At 63.2% G+C, this 19,243-nt stretch carries 18 protein-coding genes; 7 read left to right on the forward strand and 11 right to left on the reverse strand.

Annotation, left to right across the window (positions count from 1 at the left end):
* Nucleotides 1–31: 31 nt before the first annotated feature.
* The 3 genes from EI171_RS17420 to EI171_RS17430 form a co-directional block, all read right to left on the reverse strand.
* The gene (locus EI171_RS17420) at nucleotides 32–1,234 is read right to left on the reverse strand and encodes an HAD-IIIA family hydrolase (RefSeq protein WP_161534258.1); all 1,203 of its coding nucleotides are present in this window, start codon (nucleotides 1,232–1,234) and stop codon (nucleotides 32–34) included.
* A 78-nt stretch (nucleotides 1,235–1,312) separates the two neighbouring features.
* Nucleotides 1,313–3,823, reverse strand: a complete 2,511-nt coding sequence (locus EI171_RS17425; RefSeq protein ID WP_161534260.1) for a hypothetical protein — start codon at nucleotides 3,821–3,823, stop codon at nucleotides 1,313–1,315.
* Nucleotides 3,824–3,874: 51 nt separating this feature from the next.
* The gene (locus tag EI171_RS17430) at nucleotides 3,875–4,759 is read right to left on the reverse strand and encodes a class I SAM-dependent methyltransferase (RefSeq protein ID WP_161534262.1); all 885 of its coding nucleotides are present in this window, start codon (nucleotides 4,757–4,759) and stop codon (nucleotides 3,875–3,877) included.
* A 463-nt stretch (nucleotides 4,760–5,222) separates the two neighbouring features.
* On the opposite strand from EI171_RS17430, the gene EI171_RS17435 reads away from it, so the two are divergent.
* The 3 genes from EI171_RS17435 (at nucleotide 5,223) to EI171_RS17445 (ending at nucleotide 8,152) form a co-directional block, all read left to right on the forward strand.
* On the forward strand, nucleotides 5,223–5,963 hold the full coding sequence (locus EI171_RS17435; protein WP_161534263.1) for a hypothetical protein: 741 nt from the start codon (nucleotides 5,223–5,225) through the stop codon (nucleotides 5,961–5,963).
* Between the two features lie 92 nt (nucleotides 5,964–6,055).
* Nucleotides 6,056–6,898 carry a hypothetical protein gene (locus EI171_RS17440; RefSeq protein WP_246740571.1) on the forward strand — a complete coding sequence of 281 codons (843 nt, stop codon included), beginning with the start codon at nucleotides 6,056–6,058 and terminating at the stop codon, nucleotides 6,896–6,898.
* 30 nt (nucleotides 6,899–6,928) lie between these two features.
* The gene (locus EI171_RS17445; protein WP_011088723.1) at nucleotides 6,929–8,152 is read left to right on the forward strand and encodes a hypothetical protein; all 1,224 of its coding nucleotides are present in this window, start codon (nucleotides 6,929–6,931) and stop codon (nucleotides 8,150–8,152) included.
* Between the two features lie 30 nt (nucleotides 8,153–8,182).
* Here the strand turns inward: EI171_RS17445 and EI171_RS45725 are convergent, their stop codons facing one another.
* Nucleotides 8,183–8,761: a hypothetical protein gene (locus tag EI171_RS45725; protein ID WP_246740572.1), complete on the reverse strand. Its 579-nt coding sequence runs from the start codon at nucleotides 8,759–8,761 to the stop codon at nucleotides 8,183–8,185.
* Complete coding sequence (locus EI171_RS45730; RefSeq protein WP_246740573.1) at nucleotides 8,722–9,117, reverse strand: glycosyltransferase; 396 nt, start codon at nucleotides 9,115–9,117, stop codon at nucleotides 8,722–8,724. Before EI171_RS45730 ends, EI171_RS45725 begins: the two co-directional genes overlap by 40 nt.
* A gap of 237 nt (nucleotides 9,118–9,354) precedes the next feature.
* Here EI171_RS45730 and rfbF point away from each other — a divergent pair, with 237 nt between their 5' ends.
* Genes rfbF through EI171_RS17470 form a run of 4 tightly spaced genes read left to right on the forward strand, consistent with a single transcriptional unit; the run spans nucleotide 9,355 to nucleotide 13,375 of the window.
* Nucleotides 9,355–10,125 carry a glucose-1-phosphate cytidylyltransferase gene (gene rfbF, locus EI171_RS17455; protein WP_011088721.1) on the forward strand — a complete coding sequence of 257 codons (771 nt, stop codon included), beginning with the start codon at nucleotides 9,355–9,357 and terminating at the stop codon, nucleotides 10,123–10,125.
* Nucleotides 10,122–11,183 (forward strand): CDP-glucose 4,6-dehydratase, encoded by a 1,062-nt coding sequence (gene rfbG / locus EI171_RS17460; RefSeq protein WP_161534267.1) that lies wholly within the window; start codon nucleotides 10,122–10,124, stop codon nucleotides 11,181–11,183. Before rfbF ends, rfbG begins: the two co-directional genes overlap by 4 nt.
* Before the next feature lie 25 nt (nucleotides 11,184–11,208).
* On the forward strand, nucleotides 11,209–12,450 hold the full coding sequence (locus tag EI171_RS17465; RefSeq protein WP_246740574.1) for a class I SAM-dependent methyltransferase: 1,242 nt from the start codon (nucleotides 11,209–11,211) through the stop codon (nucleotides 12,448–12,450).
* Nucleotides 12,443–13,375, forward strand: coding sequence for a hypothetical protein (locus EI171_RS17470; protein WP_161534269.1), 933 nt, complete (start codon nucleotides 12,443–12,445; stop codon nucleotides 13,373–13,375). The genes EI171_RS17465 and EI171_RS17470 overlap by 8 nt, the downstream gene beginning before the upstream one ends.
* A 25-nt stretch (nucleotides 13,376–13,400) precedes the next feature.
* On the opposite strand, the gene EI171_RS17475 is transcribed toward EI171_RS17470, so the two are convergent.
* The 6 genes from EI171_RS17475 to EI171_RS17500 are packed head-to-tail and all read right to left on the reverse strand — an operon-like array spanning nucleotide 13,401 to nucleotide 19,223.
* Nucleotides 13,401–14,240 (reverse strand): SDR family oxidoreductase, encoded by an 840-nt coding sequence (locus EI171_RS17475; RefSeq protein ID WP_161534270.1) that lies wholly within the window; start codon nucleotides 14,238–14,240, stop codon nucleotides 13,401–13,403.
* 14 nt (nucleotides 14,241–14,254) lie between these two features.
* Nucleotides 14,255–15,016, reverse strand: a complete 762-nt coding sequence (locus EI171_RS17480) for an SDR family NAD(P)-dependent oxidoreductase (protein WP_161534271.1) — start codon at nucleotides 15,014–15,016, stop codon at nucleotides 14,255–14,257.
* The gene (locus tag EI171_RS17485; RefSeq protein ID WP_246740575.1) at nucleotides 15,013–15,861 is read right to left on the reverse strand and encodes a sugar phosphate isomerase/epimerase; all 849 of its coding nucleotides are present in this window, start codon (nucleotides 15,859–15,861) and stop codon (nucleotides 15,013–15,015) included. The genes EI171_RS17480 and EI171_RS17485 overlap by 4 nt, the downstream gene beginning before the upstream one ends.
* Nucleotides 15,858–16,622 (reverse strand): SDR family oxidoreductase, encoded by a 765-nt coding sequence (locus tag EI171_RS17490; protein ID WP_161534272.1) that lies wholly within the window; start codon nucleotides 16,620–16,622, stop codon nucleotides 15,858–15,860. The genes EI171_RS17485 and EI171_RS17490 overlap by 4 nt, the downstream gene beginning before the upstream one ends.
* Entirely contained in the window at nucleotides 16,615–17,304 is a 690-nt protein-coding gene (locus EI171_RS17495; protein ID WP_011088713.1) for an acylneuraminate cytidylyltransferase family protein, read from the reverse strand. The genes EI171_RS17490 and EI171_RS17495 overlap by 8 nt, the downstream gene beginning before the upstream one ends.
* Entirely contained in the window at nucleotides 17,304–19,223 is a 1,920-nt protein-coding gene (locus tag EI171_RS17500) for an N-acetylneuraminate synthase family protein (RefSeq protein ID WP_246740576.1), read from the reverse strand. The genes EI171_RS17495 and EI171_RS17500 overlap by 1 nt, the downstream gene beginning before the upstream one ends.
* Nucleotides 19,224–19,243 lie beyond the last annotated feature (20 nt).

Below are 19,243 nucleotides of genomic sequence, written 5' to 3' on the forward strand. Positions count from 1 at the left end.
CCGGGGATGCAGCAGTTTTTGTGACAAACGCCTAACCCTTGTCGGCCGGCTTCAGGCGCTGTTTTACGAACGCCTCCAGATTCCCGCCTTCAAACATGTGGCCCGCAAGGCCCGCGGCCTGCGCCGCCGCCATGTCGCTGTCCTTGTCTCCGACCACCATGCTGCGTGTCATGTCGACCGAAAAGCGCTGCGCGAGATCGGTGATCATGCCCGGCGCGGGCTTGCGCCGGTCGCTGATGCGGCAATAGCGGGCGACGGTTCCGTCGGGATGATCGGGGCAATACTCGAAAGCATCGATATGCGCACCAATCAGCGCCATCTGGTCCGCCATCCAGCGGTGCAGGGCGAGGACGTGATGCTCCTCGTAGTAGCCGCGCGCGACGCCGGATTGATTGGTGATGACGAAGGCGAAATAGCCGGCGTCGTTGACCGCCTTCACCGCCTCGCGCGCGCCCTCGATCCATTCGAGCTTGTGCGTCTCGAACGTGTAGCCTGAATCATGGTTGAGCACGCCGTCGCGGTCGAAGAACACGGCGGGACGCTGCAGCTTCTCGCGCAACTCGCGATCGGCGCGCGCGAAATCATCGGGGATGCCGATGTCGATGAAATAGCCGCGATAGGCCGTCCCGCGCAGCTCGCCGGATCGGACGAGGCCGGGAAACACGTCCTGCTCGAGCGAGGCGGGAAGCTTTGCGATATCGGCGATGATGGACTTGTCGACGACGTAGATGCCGGCATTGACCGGTCCCGTGGCGCCCGCACCCGGCGCGATGAAGTCGCGCACGATGTCGCCGTCGAGCACGACGCGCCCGTAGCGGTCCCCGACGACCCCGTCGCGCAGTGCCATGTGAACGCGCCCGCCTTGCGCGCGCGCGACCAGGTCGAGCAGGTTGAAGTCGAACAGGGAATCGCCGTTCAGCAGCAGGAAGCGGTCGTGCAGCAGTTCGCGCGCATGCACGAGTGCACCGCCCGTGCCGAGCGGCTCGGTCTCGCGCGACACGACGATCTTTGCCCGGCCTCTGGTCGCGCCGGCATAATGGGTCTCGACGATCTCGGCCTTGTGACCGGCAAGCAGCAGGATTTCGTCGAAGATTTGGTAGCGATCGAGCTCGTCGATCAGCGTGTCGAGAAATGGCCGGCCGCCGATTTCCAGCATCGGCTTTGGCCGCGCCTTCGTGCGCTCGCCAAGCCGCGTGCCCAGTCCACCCACGAGAATGACGGCCTGTCTCAACATGGGGTGCTCCTCTGGCAGCACGGACGACGGGGCGTAACGTGTACCAGGGCGGGGGGTAATTTCTGGCCCATTTCCATATCAGCGCGAACAGGGAATGCGAACGACGACCGTGCGGCTGTTGGCAAACGGGACCGGGAACGGGCTCGCGCGGAGTTCATCGACTATCGCCGGGTCCATTGGTTCCGCGGGAGGGAAATAGCTGACCCGCTGGTCGGCCGCGAGATGCGTCCAGCTGATCGTACGGGGCGTGATGATCGCGACCAGGTCCCAGGCATTCTCATCCGACCCCAGAATACCCCGTATCGTGGACTTCGCTTGCTCATTCGCTGCTTCCTGGCTTGCGGGCACAGTTGCGTTGGAAGGCGTCTCAGCAGACTTCTGCATCGATGGCTTCTCGTCGCGGACGGTTCGCATGATTCCGCCCAGGGCATCGATCCTCCGCATCTGGAAGAAGGTCTCCGAATTCCTTTCCTGGAACAACGGGGCGATCAAGCGGCAGGCGTTTGCAAGCCGCTGAGGTCCTTCAACCGGCTGCAGCACCGCGCGCACGACCGATTTTGCCTGCTTCGCGACCGCCTCGTTCACGGTGTCCAGATTGGAGAAAAGATAGGCACCCGGAGCGCCCGTGAGCGCCTGGATCATGCCCAACGTATACGGGTCGGAGAGAATGATGCCCTTTCGCAGATTGCCGTGGAGCCAGCGGGCCACCTCGATCTCGTCGGCGTTATAGTGGGAAACAACCGCGGCGCTATCCGGGAGTGCCCCGTAACTGTAGCTCCTGATGACGCCGGACATGCCGGCCCTATCGACGGCAACGCCCAATCCCAACACGCCTGCAAGACCGCAAATGTAGACCAGCCTCGACCGGGCCAAGGTCAATAGCGCGGCCACCATGAGCAGCACGACGACTGCGATTTCCGTCGGGCGTAGAAACGCCGGGTAACCGGCAAGAGGGAGGTCGGACCGCCAGGCAAACGCGTACGCTGCGGCCACAAGAATGGTCGCGAGCAGCGTGACCACCGCCGCAACCAGAGCCCGCCGATATCGGGAGGAAGAACCGGGATCGGCGAGCAATTGACAGAATATCTCGGTGGCCGTGATCGTGAACAGCGATAAAATGATTGCGTTGGTGCGGTACAGGAACGGGAAGCCACAGAGCACGGCGAGGCTCAGGCCGCAGCCGGCGATCCAGGACCACACGAGTATCGCGAAGCCTTCGGTCTGAGTTCCGATCGCACCGGAGGGAACACGAAGGATGGGGCGGGTCATCCACCACCACGCCACACCGAGTACGATGCAGATGGCGAAGAGCGGGCCCATCGCCCGGCCAAGCTCGATCGTGGCGACCTGCGGCCCAGCGCCCAGGAACAGCTCTCCACCGCCTTCGATTCTTTGGCCCAGGATCAGTCCCGTAATCGCAGAGAACGTGTCGTTGGCGCTTAGTGGCGGAATGTAGCCGACGCGCATTCCCGCAACGCAGATGACGATTCCGGCAATGATCAGCGGTAGTCCGAAAGATAGAAGGCGCAGGAACGCGATGCCAGGCGACGGCCAGGCGGAGATCATCCGCACGGTGGCTAGATACAAGAGCCAGCTGACCAGGACGGTTGGGATGAACAGGTAGGAACCGCGGTGCGCAAGCAGCAGCACCGCCGGCCAGACGCAACCAAGGAAGAGAAGCCCCGCATTTCCGCCGCTCTTGGTCAGGATCCTGGACAACAATAGCGCGGCCATGAGCAGGGCAAGCATGAACGTGTTGTTGTTGACCGCAAAAGCGACCAGCAGCGTTGCGCCCGCGCTGACGGTCAGCAGGAGAGCAGGTCGCGTCGACAGGCCGCTCGCTTTCCGATCCGCATTGCTCATCAGCACGCCAAGAAACACGACACTGCTGGCGACGGCCAGGCTGCCGTTCGTGATCAAGGCGAAAGTATTGCCGGTCGCCGCGAAGAAGAAGGCGATCCATTTTCGTGGAGAAGCTGAGTAGATGCCCTGCACGAAGGCATAGGACGCCAGCAGGAAGAACAGAATCGAAAAGAAGCGATAGGTCCAGGTAAATTTCAGGAGATCCAGGCCGAGCGTTCCGGCAAGGGCGCCCGCGACTGCCGAGCGAAGGTCGACATAGGATTGGGCCGCGTACGGATTGATGACGCCACTGTCGGCGTACTCTTGCGCCGTCTTCATCCAATGAACATCCGCTCCGATGTCCGCGTAAGGAAAGCTGGAATATGCGCCGAAGAACAACCACCATGTCAGGAGCGCAATCGGTAGGGACAGAATGCACCAGGTGGCCGCCGCGCGCGCCTCTCCCGCGCCCGGCCGCCAGTTGGGCCATGACCAGGCAAATCCGAAGCAGGCTATGACAACCATAGCCGCGAACTGAAGCCAAATGTCGCCCGCGAATAGCGATAACAGTCCGAACAGGATGCCCGTTGCAGAGGCGCCGACGGTAAACCCGAGAACGACGAACTGAGCCTTCGTGAGCCGACACATCTGGACGAGCTTCGGTGGCGCAATCGCCAGAATCGAAAACCCGGTGCCGAGCTGAATCAGGAAGAACAGGAACGTCAGGACAAATGTCGTCGTCCACATCGCGATATCTCTATGGTGGGCGCCGGCCAGGCAGCCCGGGATTGGCGACCTTCAGTTGCTTCCCCGCAGATCGGCCGGGCGGCCCACGATCAGGGAGCCCAGCGTAAACAGATCCTCTTCCGAAAAGCCTCTGAAGCATGGGGCCAGTCGTCGCAGGATGTCTTGCTCCGGTGGTCGACGGTCAGGTTGATCGCTGAGCAGCTCAAACCCGGCCTCTCTGAAGAGCTGTAGATATTCGCTGTGTCGCAAACGGTTGACGTATTGGAATCTCGACTGGAAAGGCGCCCAATCCCCCTCGGAATAGGTCAGGAAATTGAACGAGCTGATGGACGGATCGAAGCCCTTGAAGTGGTCGCCGTAATCGATCTGCATGAGGACCAGTCCGTCAGGACGCATGATGCGTCGCAGCTCCTTGAAGATTGCCGCGATGTCGCTCTTGGGAATGTGCTCGAGGGTTTCGACGGAGACGGCGCAGTCGATCGAACCGGCCGACAGACCTGTCGCGCGGGCATCGGCGGGCGCGCGATATTCGATCCTCCACGAACGTTCGAGGTCGTCCAGGGAATTTAAGTCGGGCTGGCTGGCGCCGCTGACCCGAGAAATGATGGCGGCGTTGGAGCGGATCAACTCCAGCTTGGCAAGGCGCTCGATGTCCACGGTGATGAAGCGCAGGGCCCCATGCGCGCTGAAGGCCAGCGGAACGATCAGATCGCGCCCGGCGCCGAACTCGAAGCATGTCGAATCCCGCAGCGGACGCCGGCTGTACTTCTGGTGAACGCCCAGCAGCCGCTGTGCAAGAGTGTAGATGGATCTGACCTGCTTTTCGGGTCGCGGCAGCCGCCGCGTGACGTAGCGCTGCAGGGCGTAGTGTATGTCTTCGCCTAAGGGGATATTCGAGAGCACCGAGAACGCTCGCGCTTTCGTTTGCCAGCGCACGTCAGCGGTTCCTCGGCGGAATGGGCGTCGTGTTTGGAGGAATGCTAACGAGCGGTCGTTGAAGCACGGTGTAGGTCCAGGATAGGCCGATGTTCCGGCAGATACCACGTCAAGTAGCCGATTTCGGTCATACGGGAGCCGCAGGGGCAATGCAAGGATTCGAGGGCGGGCGGCAACGCGCGCATTTGAGGACAGAGTGTTATCTTTTCCGACCGTCAGGCTTTCCGGCTGCCACAGTGACAGGTTGCTTTGAGCTTGACGACCGTGCTCGGGGCGAGCCACATCTCCCAACCCGCCCGTTGCGGCGCCGCTCCCGGTTGATTCCCCTTTCGGCTGAGCGTAAACAGACACCGAGATCGCGCCGACGTTTTGGCATGCGGGCAGGGACATCGTATGATTTGTAGAATGCCGCCGGTCGATTCGGCCTGTGCCGGTTCCTTGCTCTCCCGCCGAGTCCTGTCGAATGCCCGGTGAATTGCAGATCAGCGAGGCCGTCGCAAGGGGCTATCCGCCCGCGGTGCTCTACCTGCGCAACGACGAGACCGTCACGACGGAAGTCTGCGCATTCAACTACTTCTCGGTCTTCATGAAGGATCATCCGGAAGTGGATGCCCACGTCTGGTTGTTCGACGGGGCGGGCAAGCAGGCTGGATATTTCCACAGGGAACTCGGCGTTAACGGACAGTTGCAGCTGCAAACGTCGGGGCTTTGTCCGCGCGTTTCGGGGACGGTGGCGATGGCTCTCGTACCGAAGCATGAGACCAAGCTTCGGCCCGGACGAAAGGTGACGACCGGTTACTACGCACAATATTTCTCGCAGCGCGGCGCAATAACATTGTCGCACGAGCGCGAGCCCGTCGCAGCAGCGCCGTTCCCGACCTCCGCCTGGATGCAGTCCTATCTCACGCGCTTCCTGAGGGAGTCTGGTGTGGTGCTCGTGAACTCTTGCATGGCATCCGAGGGCGCCTCGGTGGGTACGGCTCGACTCATGGCTCTGAATGGCACCGCACTGGGCGAGCGCGCGCTTCCGGAAATTGCGCCGATGGGCGCGGTCCGCATCAGCACGCTGGACCTCTTCCCGGAGGCCGAAAGATTGATTGGTGCGGATGAAGGATTTGCCCTGGAGTTCAAGGGAACCAATATCGCCAGTCCGTTCAGCTACTACGAATTTGCCAACGGCAAGTTCAGCTTGCACCATTTCTAGAGGCGGCGCCCGTGACACGTTTCTCTTCAACTCCTTGGAGGCCTCACGAGCCCAGGTTCATGTTCCCGACCTTTGCTGGGGTCGAGTCGCGCATGGGGTTCTCGATCCCTGCTTGGTATCGTCCGGTCGACATCAGGTATCTTCGCAGCCTCATCGCCGGCAGCCTGCGCAAGAACTTTCGCGAAACGGTCAAGGACCTCGTGCCCGAGCTCGCCAGCCTCGTCGCTTCGGGATTCAGCAAGAAGCTCAGGTTCAAGCTGCACATCCTGTCGCGTCAGGGCGACTACCGCGCGACCTACGAGTTCCCTGAAAACTATGCGCCGGGTGCGACCGTCGAGATCGAGCTGTCGCGCCTCTTCGCGACGCTCAAGCTGCCGCAGGACGACTATTTGGTCATCGCCGTGATGTCGCGCGGACGCATGGACGGCTTTCGCTCCTCGCCTGCCAGCTATTCCATGACCTATGTGGATCAGGACAACGTCGCGATCTATCGCACTGGAGCGTTTGCCCGGCCGTTGAACGAGGGCAGGCTCAAGGCACATGTCGGATTTACCGGCATTAACCCGAAGATCATTGCGACCAGTGACATCGTCAGCAGCCTGTTGCTGATCAATCATTCCTCCGATCCCGAATATGCTCATGCGGCCCGGCCGACGTCTCGGCTGATCCGCGAGGATGGCGAGGAACTGGAGGCGGACTTCGGCGAGATTCCGCCGCTCGGAGCACGCGAGATGTCGGTCGTGGATATGTTCGGCAGTCGTGTGTTCGACTTCCTCAAGCCGTTCGGCGGTCGCGGAAGCACAGTCACCACCTGCACCGGGGTCACGCTCGCCAGCCTGCATTTGCAGCGCACGAACGACAACCGGCGGACGCTCCTGGGCATCGAGCATTCGCGTCCCGCTCACATGAATCTCGCCGGCATCCTGCAACACTGATTTGGAAATCGATTGACGGAGCGCGGGTCTATGCTGTCATCGCTCGGCGGTCCTGGCCGATTGCTGAATTTCGACGAGCGCATGAAGACTCCATCCCTCGGCCTGGTGATGGGATTCTGGTTCATCTCGAACGTTCTCGTTATCGCCTGGTGGTGGGCCGACATATCCGACAGGTTTCTGCCTGGCGTGCTTCGATATGCCGGAATAGCCTTCTTCGTGAGTGCGGCTCTCGCTCCGCTCGTGCTGCTCTTCAAGGTTCGAAGGAGTTTCTTCAATCCGGTCGTGCTGGGGCTGCTCGTTTGTTGCTGTCTTGCGCTATCCATCACCGCGCACGAAGCAAACCTGCTGCGCGAGCGGTTGCAATTCAGTCTCGATCACGAGCGCGAATTTGCCCATATCGACGCCGTTGAAGGCGTCATCCGGCCGTTGATCGCCAGGATCACCGAGGTTTACGTCCAGATCCTTGGCGACGACCACACCCGGGGAGGCTCGACGTTCCATACCCACATCGTCGCGAACTACATGTTCGATTCGCTGTCGTTCCTTGCGGTATTTGCACTGGCGACGCTGCTGCTTTCGCCGACGGCGTCATGGCTATGCCTGCTGACTTTCGCGTTCTACACGCAAATCGCGATCTATCCGGGACGCATGGGCCCGGTCTTTATTGCGGGCGGATTGTTCTGGCAGCTCTTTTTGCTGGTATCGCGTCAGTATCCAGCCGCGATTATTTCAGGGTTGATCATCAGTTTCGGCCGCACCGATGTCGTGTTCGCTTCGGCATTCGTGCTTCTGAGTCTCGCCGCTTTCGAGCGGCGATGGCCGACGCCAAAGGAATGGGGCCTGTTTGGCCTGCTCGTCGGCATTTCGATAGCCGTGCCGAAGATTCTGATCTGGATGCACCCCGGAACGGACTTCAGATCGTTCCTGATCACGCATGGGGATTATTTCTCCAAACTCGTCGTCAATCTGCTCACCATGAAGCTTGCGGTGGCGATCGCCAGCCCCGTCCTCGCGATCGTGATTGTGAGGACGTTCGCGCTGACGCGGACGATGGCCGTCGTCCTTCCGGCAGGTCTGGTCCATGTGGGGATCGTCTTTGTGATCGCCGACTTTTCCGAGACGCGACTGATCATACCTGCGCTGACTGCGCTTGCTTTTGTGGCCAGCGAAGGGCTCGGAAAACTGTTGGAAATAGGCGCTGCGGACCGGGGTGTGACGACCACCCAGGACGCATCGCTGGCCGACGGGCACTGAAGGCCCGGGCGTCACCGGACGTCAGGTCGGTCAGAAATTGATCCGTTCGCGCTCGACAACGATCGGCCGTCGCCGGACCTGGTTGTAGATCGCGACGATATATTCGCCGAGCACGCCGAGGAAAAACAACTGCACGCCACCGAAGAAGAACAGGCCGATGACGATCGTGGGGATGCCGTGCGGACCGATGTCGAAGCCGGCTAACTTGAGCAGGAACACGACGAACGCATAGGCGAAGCTCAGCGACGAGATGATCAGTCCGAAGAAGAACGCGGTACGTAGCGGCACGGTCGAGAAGCTGATGGCGCCGAGCAGCCCCTGGTCGATCAGGCTCGACAGCCGGTTGCGGGATATGCCGTGCTTTCGCGCGAGCCAGGTGTAGGGCACGCCGATCGAGCGGAAGCCGCATTCGAACGGCATCATGCGCATGAAGGGCTGGACGTCCTCGAACTGCTTCATGGCGTCGAGCACCTTGCGGTCGACCAGCTGATAGTCGCCGACGTCGGCCGGATAGTCGACATAGGACATGCGGCTGATCATCTTGTAGTACATGTGGCGGGCCGTGCGGCTCAGGAACGGCTCCTCGCGTCGCGCCCGGATGCCGAACACGATCTGCCGTCTTCCCAATGCTTGACGAAAGTCGGGATCAGCGACGGCGGGTCCTGCAAATCCGCGGGCATGAACAATATGGTGGCGTCGCCTGTCGAGGCCAGCACGCCGTTGTAGGTGTTCCTCAACACGCCGAAATTCCGGGCGTTCACGATGACCTTCACCGAGGGATCCTCGGCTGCGATCTCCTTGAGAATCTCCACCGTCCGGTCGCTCGAGGCGTTATCGCAGAAGATGTGCTCGCGCTCGTAACCCGGAAGCTCACGGTCGAAGATTTCCTTGACCGCCGCGTAGCATTCACGGATTCCCGCCTCCTCGTTGTAGCAGGGCGTCACAAGGCTGATCTTCTTCCGCATCAATCCTCCAGGACGTCCATCGGGCGGGATTACTCCCCCCGCGGGGGGAGTCGGGCAGCCGGCGGCCGCCCGAGGGGACTGGCGCGCCGGTGGTGGGGTTGCCATCCTTCAATCGTTTCTTTAGCAGGTAAGTCGGCAACTTCAACCGTTCCGGGAACAGGCGGGGACAGTTGGATCTTGTTGACAAGACTAGACTAATCGTTCTGATGTGACGTTTTCTGCTGGACGGGTATGAGCATGAAGGCCGTGATTCTGGCAGGTGGCTTCGGGACTCGCATCACCGAAGAGAGCCACATCAAGCCGAAACCCATGATCGAGATCGGCGGCAAGCCGATCCTGTGGCACATCATGAAGATATTCTCGTCGCACGGTATCGACGAATTCATCATCTGCTGTGGCTACAAGTCCTACGTCATCAAGGAATATTTCGCTAACTACTTCCTCCACATGGCGGACGTCACCTTCGACCTCGCCAACAATGCGATGGAAGTGCACAACAAGTTCGCCGAGCACTGGAAGGTGACGTTGGTCGACACCGGCCTCAACACCATGACCGGCGGCCGTCTCAAGCGCGTCAGGGACTATGTCGGCAACGAGACGTTCTGCATGACCTATGGCGACGGCCTCGCGGACGTCGATATCGGCGCGCTACGCGAATTTCACCGCGCCCACGGCCGCCATGCGACGGTTACCGCGATCCAGCCGCCGGCGCGTTTCGGTGCGCTCGACATCGGCGACGACGTGGTCCGGCATTTCGAGGAGAAACCGCGGGGCGACGGTCGCTGGATCAACGGCGGCTTCTTCGTGCTGGAGCCGGCGATCTTCGACTATCTCGGGGACGACGCCACGATCTGGGAGCAGGAGCCGCTGAAGCGCCTGTCGCAGGACGGACAGCTCGCGGCCTACCGCCACACCGGCTTCTGGGAAGCGATGGACACGCTGCGGGACAAGCTGCACCTCGAACAACTCTGGGACAGCGGGCAGGCGCCCTGGAAGCACTGGCCATGAACGCCGCTTTCTGGACGGGGAAGCGCGTTCTCGTTACCGGGCACACCGGCTTCAAAGGCGGCTGGATGGTGGCGTGGCTACGCCATCTCGGCGCCGAGGTCGCGGGTCTCGCGCTGCCGCCGTCGACGACCCCCAACCTGTTCGACCTGGCGCAGACTGCACGGGACACCGTATCGGTCTTCGCCGATATCCGCGATCCACTCGCGGTCAAGGCGGTGTTCGACCGATTCCAGCCCGAGATCGTGTTTCATATGGCGGCGCAGGCGATCGTGCGGGCGTCCTATGACGATCCGGTCGGCACCTATGCGACCAACGTCATGGGCACCGTGCACGTCTTCGAGGCGGTGCGGACCTCCGGCGTGCGCGTGGTGGTCAACGTCACCAGCGACAAATGCTACGATAACAAGGAATGGGTGTGGGGCTACCGCGAGACCGATCCGCTCGGCGGCAAGGATCCCTATTCCAGCAGCAAGGCCTGCGCGGAACTGGTCACGGCGGCGTATCGGTCCTCGTTCTTCAGCGGAACTCACCGGATCGGCTTCGCCAGCGCCCGCGCCGGCAATGTGATCGGTGGCGGCGACTGGGCGCAGGATCGTCTCGTCCCCGATGTGATCGCCGCGATCCGCAACGGGCAGCCGGTGCCGGTCCGCAATCCCGATGCGGTGCGGCCCTGGCAACACGTGCTCGAGCCGCTGTCGGGCTACATTCTGCTCGCCGAGCATCTGTGGCGCGATCCGGCTGCATTCTCCAGCGAATGGAATTTTGGCCCCGACGCCGATAGCGTGCGCACGGTGCGCTGGCTGGTCGATCGCCTCGCGCTGTTGTGGGGCGTTCCGCCGCAGCAGATGCCGCAGCCGGGACAGCATCCGCACGAGGCGCGGCTGCTGTCGCTGGACAGCTCCAAGGCGCGGGCTCATCTCGGCTGGGCGCCGCGTTGGGGCCTCGATCGTGCCGCGTCCGCCGTGGTGGAGTGGTACAAGGCGTTCGAGCAGGGCGCCGCGGTCAGGCCAGTGATGGTTGACCAGATCGACGCATTCATGAACACCAGGCTGAACTAGCCGCCTGTCAAATCGGATCAATATGATGACCACCACGTCGACGAGACCGCTTACCGAGATCAAGAGTTGCGAGGTCTGCGGCAACGACAAGCTCGTGCCGGTGCTCGATCTCGGCCTGCATCCCCTGTGCGACGACCTGGTGGCGGTCGGCGATTCGCGCCAGTGCCGCGAATATCCGATTCTGATCGATTTCTGCCCGACTTGCGCCACTGGCCATCAGCGCTTCCAGGTTCCGAAAGAGGATCTTTTCCCCAAGGACTATCATTACCGCTCGCGTTTCACCGCCGATGTGCTCTCGGGAATGAAGGGTCTCGTGGCGACCTGCGCGGAGCGGATGGGACCCCTGACCGGCAAGATCGCGCTCGACATCGGTTGCAACGACGGCAGCCTGCTCGATTTCTTCCGTGAGGCCGGCGCGACAACGGCCGGCATCGAGCCGACCGGCGCGGCGCAGGACGCCGCCGCGAAGGGCCATTTCGTGGTGCAGAACTATCTCAGCACGGAGACCGCGGCCGAGATCCGTCGTGCCGTCGGCACGCCCGACATCATCACCTTCACCAACGTCTTCGCGCATATCGAGGATCTGAACGGCGTGCTTGCGGCGCTGAAGGCGCTGCTCGGGCCTCAGACGGTGATCGTGATCGAGAACCACTATCTCGGCGCGGTGCTGGACCGGCATCAGTTCGACACTTTCTATCACGAGCATCCGCGCACCTATTCGTACAAATCGTTCAGCTTTATCGCGAGATCGCTTGGCCTCGACATCGTCAATGTCGAATTTCCCGCACGGTATGGCGGCAATATCCGCGTCATTCTCGGACACGCGGCGAAGAGCGATGCCGTCGCAGCCGAGATCGTCGCGCGCGAAAACAATTTCCGGGCCGAGTTCGCCCAGCTCGCGCGCGACGTCGAACTCTGGAGGGCGCGCAAGGGCGAAGAGCTGAAGAAGATCATTGCGGCACATGGTCCTGTCAGGGCCAAGGCGTTTCCGGGCCGTGCGGCGATCCTGGTCAAGTTGCTGGGACTGACCGAAAAGGAGATCGTGGCCGTCCACGAGAAACCCGGCTCGATCAAGATCGGGCACTATGTGCCGGGCACGCGCATTCCGATCGTGTCCGACGACGAATTGTTCGCGCATGGCGACCAGGGCAAGCCGTTGCTCAATCTCGCCTGGCACATCTCGCGTGAGATCCGTCAGTATCTCCAGGGAAACGGATACAAGGGGCCGGTGATCGACGTGCTCGGCGCGGACGATTTCCATGCCTGAGGCGCCCGTTTTCACGATCCTCGGATCGGGTTTCGGGATGTATGGGTATCTGCCTGCGCTGATCGAGTGCGGGATGAAGGTGGCGCTGCCGGAGCGCTACCGTGCGGTGGTCGGCGGGCGAAGCGAGCTCGTCCAATATGTGCCCGAGGTGACCTGGTGTCCCGGCACCGAGGAGGCGTTGGCACAGGCGAGCGGTGCAGTGGTTGCGCTCCGTCCTGCCGATCAGGCCGGCTGGATGGCGCGGCTGGCAGACATGCCCGACATCCGCGAGTTGATCCTAGAGAAGCCGGTCGCGCCGACGCCGCGGCTTGCGACGCAGCTCATCGAGGCGTTCGAGCACGCTGGCAAGCGCTATCGCGTCGGCTACACCTTTCGTTTCATGCCGTGGGCAGAGCGGCTCCGCGCGGTGCTCAGCGAGGGAACCGATGGTCTTTCGCTGGACTGGAGCTTCATGGCGCATCACTATCGCGCCAATCTCGCGAACTGGAAGCGGTTCGACGTCAGCGGCGGCGGCGCACTCCGCTTCTACGGCATCCATCTGATCGCGCTTCTTGCAGAGCTCGGCTACGACGATGTCTCGTCGTCGGTGGTTAGCGGCCCCTCGGATGGCGAGACGGCGTCCTGGGAGGCGGTCTTCACTGCACAGGCCCTGCCGCCGTTTGCGCTGCGGGTCGACAGTCGCTCCACGAAGACCTGCTTCAGGATCGCGGCAGACGAACGCGGGCCCGCCGTCGTGGACCTATCCGATCCCTTTGCGTCGGTGAGGCAGGCCGTTGTGAATGTTCGAGATCCCAGGGTCGATGTGCTTGCACGTTTGTGCCGCTCGCTCGACGCTGACGACGCAAGCCACGCGCAGCGTCAGCGCAACATCATCGCGCTGTGGGCGCGGGTGGAGGCGACGTCTCGCCGGATTGCCACGCTATGAGTTTGGCCGGCAGCGGTGCGAGCCGCTACCACACGCTCCGCCCGCCATCCATAACGAGGTTCTGCCCGGTCATGTAGCTCGAGGCATCCGAGCAGAGGAACTGGACCGCGGCGCGATATTCGTCGACCTCGGCCATGCGCCCCATCGGGATCAGGCGGGTGAGACGTTCCACGAAGGCGGGGTCCTGGTTGTTGAAGACGCCGCCCGGCGAGATCGCGTTGACGCGCACGCCATGGTCGGCCCAGTAGGTCGCCAGATACTTCGTCAAACCGATCAGCCCGTGCTTGATCACCGAGTAGGTCACGGGCTTGACCGGCTGCTCCTCCTCGTGCGTCACATGCGGCTGGCGGTAGAGCCGCTGGTCCGGCGCGATCACGCCGAGATCGGAGGCGATGTTGAGGATAACGCCGCGGCCGCGTTTGGCCATCTGTCCGCCGAATTCCTGCGCGCACAGCATCGCGCCGGTCAGGCCCACCGCGATCTCGGTCTGCCATTGCGGCACCGGGAACGCTTCGAAGCGCGAGGAGTGCATGACGCCGGGGCTCGACGTCACCTTCGGATCGATGGCCGCGTTGTTGACGAGAATGTCGACGGTGACGCCGCGGCTCGCCAGCTGTTCGTTCGCGGCGCGTACCGAGTCCTGCGCGGTGACATCGAGCGCCAGCGCGATCAGATCGGCAGAGGGCGTGCTCTGCTTCAGCGCAGCGACGGCCGCCTCGGCCTGCGCGAGGCCGATTTCGGTGACGACGACGCGCGCCCCGGCTTCCGAGAGTGCGGCGACATGCTGCCGCCCGAGCAGGCCGCCGGCGCCGGTCACGAGCGCAGTGCGGCCGGTCAGGTCATAGCGGGAGGAGGGGCTTGCCATCGGGGGGCTCCTGTTCAGCTGCGCAACTGGCCGCCATCGGCGACCATGACGCTGCCGGTGATGAAGGCGGCGCGGGGCGAGGCAAGGAACGCGACGAGGTCGGCGATCTCTTCCGGCCTGCCGAGCCGGCGCAGCGCCACCTCGCGCACCAGCATGTCCTCGACCGCGGCCTTGTTCTCGGCGAGCTTGCGCGCCCAGGTCCCCTCGGCGGCCAGGATATTGCCCGGCGCGACCGCATTGATGCGGATGCCCTCGAGCGCCAGCGGCCGCGCCAGTCCGCGTACGGTCGCGTTCAGCGCCGCTTTCGCGGCGTAGTAGGTCACGGGCGCGCCGAGCGCTGCCATGCCTGCGATCGAGGAAATGCAGATGATGGACCGGTCGCCGCTGCCGCGCGCCATCAGCGGGCGTGCGGCTTCGATCGTGTTGGTGGTGGCGAAGAAATTGAGGTCCATCACCCGCGACCATTCCGCCGCGGTTTCCTTGCCAGGCGGCACGGACGCGCCGCTGCCGACGTTGCAGACGAGGATGTCGAGGCGGCCCCATTGCTTGTCGACGTCCTGCACCAGTGCCGCGGCGGCGGCGGGATCGGTGACGTCGGCGATATGGATCGAGTTGTCTCCGCCGACGGTCGCGCGCGCCGCGTTCAGCGCATCCGAGCCGCGTGCAGCCAGCGCGACCTTCGCTCCCTCGGCGGCAAGGGCAACGGCAATGGCAAGGCCGATGCCGCGGCTGGCGCCGGTGACGAGGGCGACACGATCGTCGAGCTCGAGCTTCATCGCATCGCGTCCTCGATCCAGCCGACCGTCATGTCGCGATATCTGGCGAGCGCGCCCGCGTGGTCGCCGTCGGCGGCGCGTGCGGTTTGCAGGATATACTGACCCTCGTAGCCGGAGCGCTCGATCAGCCGGATCGTCTTGGCGAGATCGGCGTTGCCGGTGCCGAGCGGCACGGTCGTACCGCCGCGAATGCGGTCCTTCACGTGCACATTGAGAATGCGCGGCGCGTAGGCCTCGATCTCCTCGCTGCTGTCATAGCCGAGCGAGGCGCTGTTGCCGCTGTCGTAGTTGATGCCGAAGACGTCTGCCGGGAACGCCTCCATGAACCGGGCGAGATCGCGCGGCGGCAGATCGGATTCGAAGACGATCTTGACGTTCTGTCTGGCAAGCTGTTCGCGGCGGGCGATCAGCACCCGCTTAAGCGTATCGCTCTCGCTCTCGCGTTCGATCTTGCCGTTGTCGACCAGCGGAATCACGACGAATTCGATGCCGATCCGGCTACAGGCGGCGATCAGCAGATCGAGATCGTTGACGAGCGCGTCGCGCACGACGGCGTCGACCTTCCAGAACGGCGCCTGCATGAAGCAGTCCCCGGTCAGGCTCGGAATGCGCAGACCGTTCTCGCGTGCCAGGGCGATGATCTCCGCCCGGCCGGATTCGGTCGTGAGCGGGTTTTCCCGCAGCCGCTCCTGATCGATGGTCCATTCCATCCGCGTCAGGCCGAGCGCCTTCGCGCGGGGAAATTCCTCGCGCCATTCATTCCACGGGAACGCCTGGATCTTGCCGTCGACCAGGGCCGACAGGCGTCCCTGCATGAAGCCGATACGTTGCAGCGTTGCGGTCACGATTTGCTATCCGAGCTGATGGCGAGGCCCTTGGCGGTCCAGCCGCCGTCGACGAAGATCTCCTGGCCCGTCACATAGGCCGACGCGTCCGACGCCAGGAAGATCGCTGCGCCCACCATGTCCGCGGGCTGTCCCCAGCGGCCGAGCATGGTGTGGCGGCGCCGATCTTCGTGCATGGCGGGATCGGCATAGCTCTTCGCGGTCATCTCGGTTGCGACATAACCCGGCGCAAGCGCGTTGACGCGGATGCCATCGGGCGCATAGTCGGCGGCCAGCGCGCGCGTCAGCCCGGCGAGTCCGGCTTTCGCCGCGACATAGCCGGGATTGCCGGGGAAACCGCGGATCGAGTTGATGCTGGTGACGTTGACGATCGCGGCCGAGCCCGTCGTCTTCAGAAGCGGATAGGCGGCAAGGATCGTGGCGTAGACGCCGGTGAGGTCGGTCGCGACCGTAGCGCGGAAGCGCGCCAGCTCGCTTTCGGCGCTCTGCGGAGGAAGGCTGATGCCGGCCGCGTTGACCAACGCGTCGATACGTCCGCCTTGCGCCGCGATGGCGTTGAAAGCACGCCCGATCGCGGCATCATCGGAGAGATCGCAGGCAATCGCGGTCACGCCCTGCGGCGCAGTCCCGGAACGGCTGAGACCGAATACCGTGGCGCCGGCCTCCTTCAGGCCGCTCGCAATCGCAGCGCCAATGCCGCGCGAGGCGCCTGTCACGACCGCGATCTTGCCTGCGAGAGAGAAGGCGCTGAGATCAGGCATAGCCGTAACTGCGCATGATTGCCCCACAGAGCTTGACGTCTTCGGGGCGGTCGATCTGGAACATCTTGTGGCGCTCCATCAGGTGAAAGCCGATCTTGCCGCCGAGACGATTGTTCTGTTCGCGCAGGAGTGAAGGAATCAATACGTAGAACGAGCCGTTCTCCAGGTAACGCTTCTCGATCTGTTGCCGCATGCGGCGGTTGTGATAGTCGTAGTTGATCGGCTCCGGCCCGTTTTGGCCGATGCGCCAGTTGAAATAGTCCTCGACCTCGCAGACCGAGAGCAGGCTGTCGAGATGCTCGCGATCGAAGGTCGCAAGCGCCTTCTCGATGTCGTCGGGTTCGCGGATCGGTGAGGTCGCCTGGAGCGCGACAATGCGCTCGAAGCGGCCCATCCGCTCGTCGATGGCGTTGAGCGCATGCAGCCAGGCGGACTCGGAGGAGGCGAGGTCGCCCGAAATGTCGTCGGGACGCCGCACGCCCACCGCGCCGGCGGCTTCCGCCGCCTGCAGAATCTTGTCGCTGTCGGACGAGACAGCCACCACGTCGACGCCCTGCGCGGCGCGCGCCTGCTCGACCGTCCAGGCGATCAGCGGCTTGCCGCAGAGATCGAGCAGGTTCTTGTGCGGAATGCCTTTGGAGCCGCCGCGTGCAGCGATCACGGCCAGCGTCTTGCGCGCCATCAGATGTGTCCCTCGAGACGTTCGAGCGCGGTCCAGAAGCCTTCGCCCATGTTCTTGTGGCCCTGCCAGATCTCGGGAATGAAGGATGCGGTGGGCGCATGCTTGCGCAGCACTTTTCCGATCTCGTCGAAATCGATCTCGCCTTCGCCGACCTGGAGGCCTTCACCGTCCAATCCCTTGGCGTCGCCGAAATGCAGATGCGCGGTATGGGGGCCGAGCTGGGCGAGGCCTTGCGCGAAGTCGAAGCCGAAATGGTTGGCAGCGAGCTTGGTGTGGGAGATGTCGACGCACATACGCAGATCATGCCTGGCGCAGAAGGCGGCCGACTCCTCCGGGAAGATGAAGATGTTCTGGTGCCGCTGGCCGCCGAAGTGCCAGGGGAAGGGCGCCATGGTCTGCGGCGTCAGCTCGACACCGTCCATGTCGAGCTCTTTCAGGCTCTGCGCAAAGATCCTGTAACGCTCGGCCTTCTCTTCCGGCGGCAGCGGCTCGTCCATGGTGAAGCCGCCGATATTGGCGACGATCGGCGGGCGTTTCGTCTTGGGAAAGAACTTCTTGAGGCCGCGGGTGATGTCGATCACCGCCTGCGTCTGCTCGAGCGAATAGCGGCGCAACGCCTCGTCCGGCGTGGCGAGGTCCATCAGCTTGGAGCCGGCGAACAGCTCCGGGGCATGCACGACGAAGCCGAGATCATAGGTGCCGGAGAGATACGCCGCCGGATCGCGCTCCATGTCGCTGTAGCTGAGATGGAATTCGATGATGTCGGGCTCGCAGATTTCCAGGAAGCGCTCGGTGTCGTGGTAGCGCACCGGCACGCCCCAGGGGCGGTCGAAACGGTAACGGCGCGCCTTCGCGGCGCCCTCGTCGAGGTCGCTCTGGAAGAAATAGTCGTCGGCCGCCATCCTGCGCTTGAGAGTCTTGCCGATCAGGGCCGGCATCTTCAGCGGGGACAGGCCCTGGCCCGGGCTCTTCACGGCGATGTCGTCGTCGGAGATGACCGTGCCGGCTTCGATGTCGCGCGCAGCGACGAGGCTCTTTGCGAGGTTTTCGCGGTTGATCAACTCGCCCTGGCTGAGCGCGCGCTCGGCGAGCTTTTCGCCGCGCGCCGCTTCCACCTCGCGGATGCCGGTGACGAGCGCCTTGAACTCTTCCGGCTCCAGGCTCGCGGCATGGTCCGGGCCCTCCATCTCGCGGTCGAGCGTGATGTGGCGCTCGATCACGATCGCACCGAGGGCGACCGCCGCGGTCGATACCGCGGTACCGCGCTCATGGCCGGAATAGCCGACGAGCGGGTGGATCTCCCGCAGCGTATCCATGAAGCGCAGATGGATGTTGTGCAGGGCCGCGGGATAGGTGCTCTGGCAGTGCAGCAGCACATAACCCGCTTTGCGCTCGTCGAGGAATTCTGCCGCGGTCTTGATTTCCTCCGTCGTGCTCATGCCGGTCGAGACGATCAGCGTCTTGCCGGTCGCGATCAGCCTTGCGAGCAGGGGAAGGTTGGTCAGGTCGGCGGAGGCGACCTTGTAGGCTTGCACGCCGAAGCCCTCGAGCACTGCGACGCTCTTCGCATCCCAGGGCGTGCAGAGATACTGAATGCCCTTCGAGGCGCAGTAGTCGGCGATCTTCTTCTGCTGCTCCGTCGTCAGCTCGAAGCGGCGGAGCAGATCGAGCGTGTATTCGACGGCGAGGTCGTCGTCCTTTCCGGAGAGCGAGGAGGCGCGGTAGACCTCGTCGAGCTTTCGCATCTGGAATTTGGCGCAGTCCGCGCCGGCCGCGACCGCCGCATCGACCAGTGCGATGGCGCGGTCGAAATCGCCGTTATGGTTGTTGCCGACCTCGGCGATGACGTAGCAAGGCTCGCCGTCACCCAGAAGGCGGTTGCCGATACGGATCGGAGCTGGCTGTTTGGGCGGTATCATCAACATTCTCGTCTCACATG

Origin of the sequence: Bradyrhizobium sp. LCT2 (genome assembly GCF_009931255.1) — a bacterium.
Taxonomy (GTDB): domain Bacteria; phylum Pseudomonadota; class Alphaproteobacteria; order Rhizobiales; family Xanthobacteraceae; genus Bradyrhizobium; species Bradyrhizobium diazoefficiens.

Coding starts and splice junctions, on each gene's coding strand:
- EI171_RS17480 (WP_161534271.1), bottom strand. CDS start 15,016: ATGAAGCTCGAGCTCGACGATCGTGTCGCCCTCGTCACCGGCGCCAGC.
- EI171_RS17435 (WP_161534263.1), top strand. CDS start 5,223: ATGCCCGGTGAATTGCAGATCAGCGAGGCCGTCGCAAGGGGCTATCCG.
- EI171_RS17420 (WP_161534258.1), bottom strand. CDS start 1,234: ATGTTGAGACAGGCCGTCATTCTCGTGGGTGGACTGGGCACGCGGCTT.
- EI171_RS17445 (WP_011088723.1), top strand. CDS start 6,929: ATGCTGTCATCGCTCGGCGGTCCTGGCCGATTGCTGAATTTCGACGAG.
- EI171_RS17495 (WP_011088713.1), bottom strand. CDS start 17,304: ATGGCGCGCAAGACGCTGGCCGTGATCGCTGCACGCGGCGGCTCCAAA.
- EI171_RS17440 (WP_246740571.1), top strand. CDS start 6,056: ATGGGGTTCTCGATCCCTGCTTGGTATCGTCCGGTCGACATCAGGTAT.
- EI171_RS17465 (WP_246740574.1), top strand. CDS start 11,209: ATGACCACCACGTCGACGAGACCGCTTACCGAGATCAAGAGTTGCGAG.
- EI171_RS17475 (WP_161534270.1), bottom strand. CDS start 14,240: ATGGCAAGCCCCTCCTCCCGCTATGACCTGACCGGCCGCACTGCGCTC.
- EI171_RS17425 (WP_161534260.1), bottom strand. CDS start 3,823: ATGTGGACGACGACATTTGTCCTGACGTTCCTGTTCTTCCTGATTCAG.
- rfbF (WP_011088721.1), top strand. CDS start 9,355: ATGAAGGCCGTGATTCTGGCAGGTGGCTTCGGGACTCGCATCACCGAA.
- EI171_RS45730 (WP_246740573.1), bottom strand. CDS start 9,117: ATGCGGAAGAAGATCAGCCTTGTGACGCCCTGCTACAACGAGGAGGCG.
- EI171_RS17470 (WP_161534269.1), top strand. CDS start 12,443: ATGCCTGAGGCGCCCGTTTTCACGATCCTCGGATCGGGTTTCGGGATG.
- EI171_RS17490 (WP_161534272.1), bottom strand. CDS start 16,622: ATGCCTGATCTCAGCGCCTTCTCTCTCGCAGGCAAGATCGCGGTCGTG.
- rfbG (WP_161534267.1), top strand. CDS start 10,122: ATGAACGCCGCTTTCTGGACGGGGAAGCGCGTTCTCGTTACCGGGCAC.
- EI171_RS17500 (WP_246740576.1), bottom strand. CDS start 19,223: ATGATACCGCCCAAACAGCCAGCTCCGATCCGTATCGGCAACCGCCTT.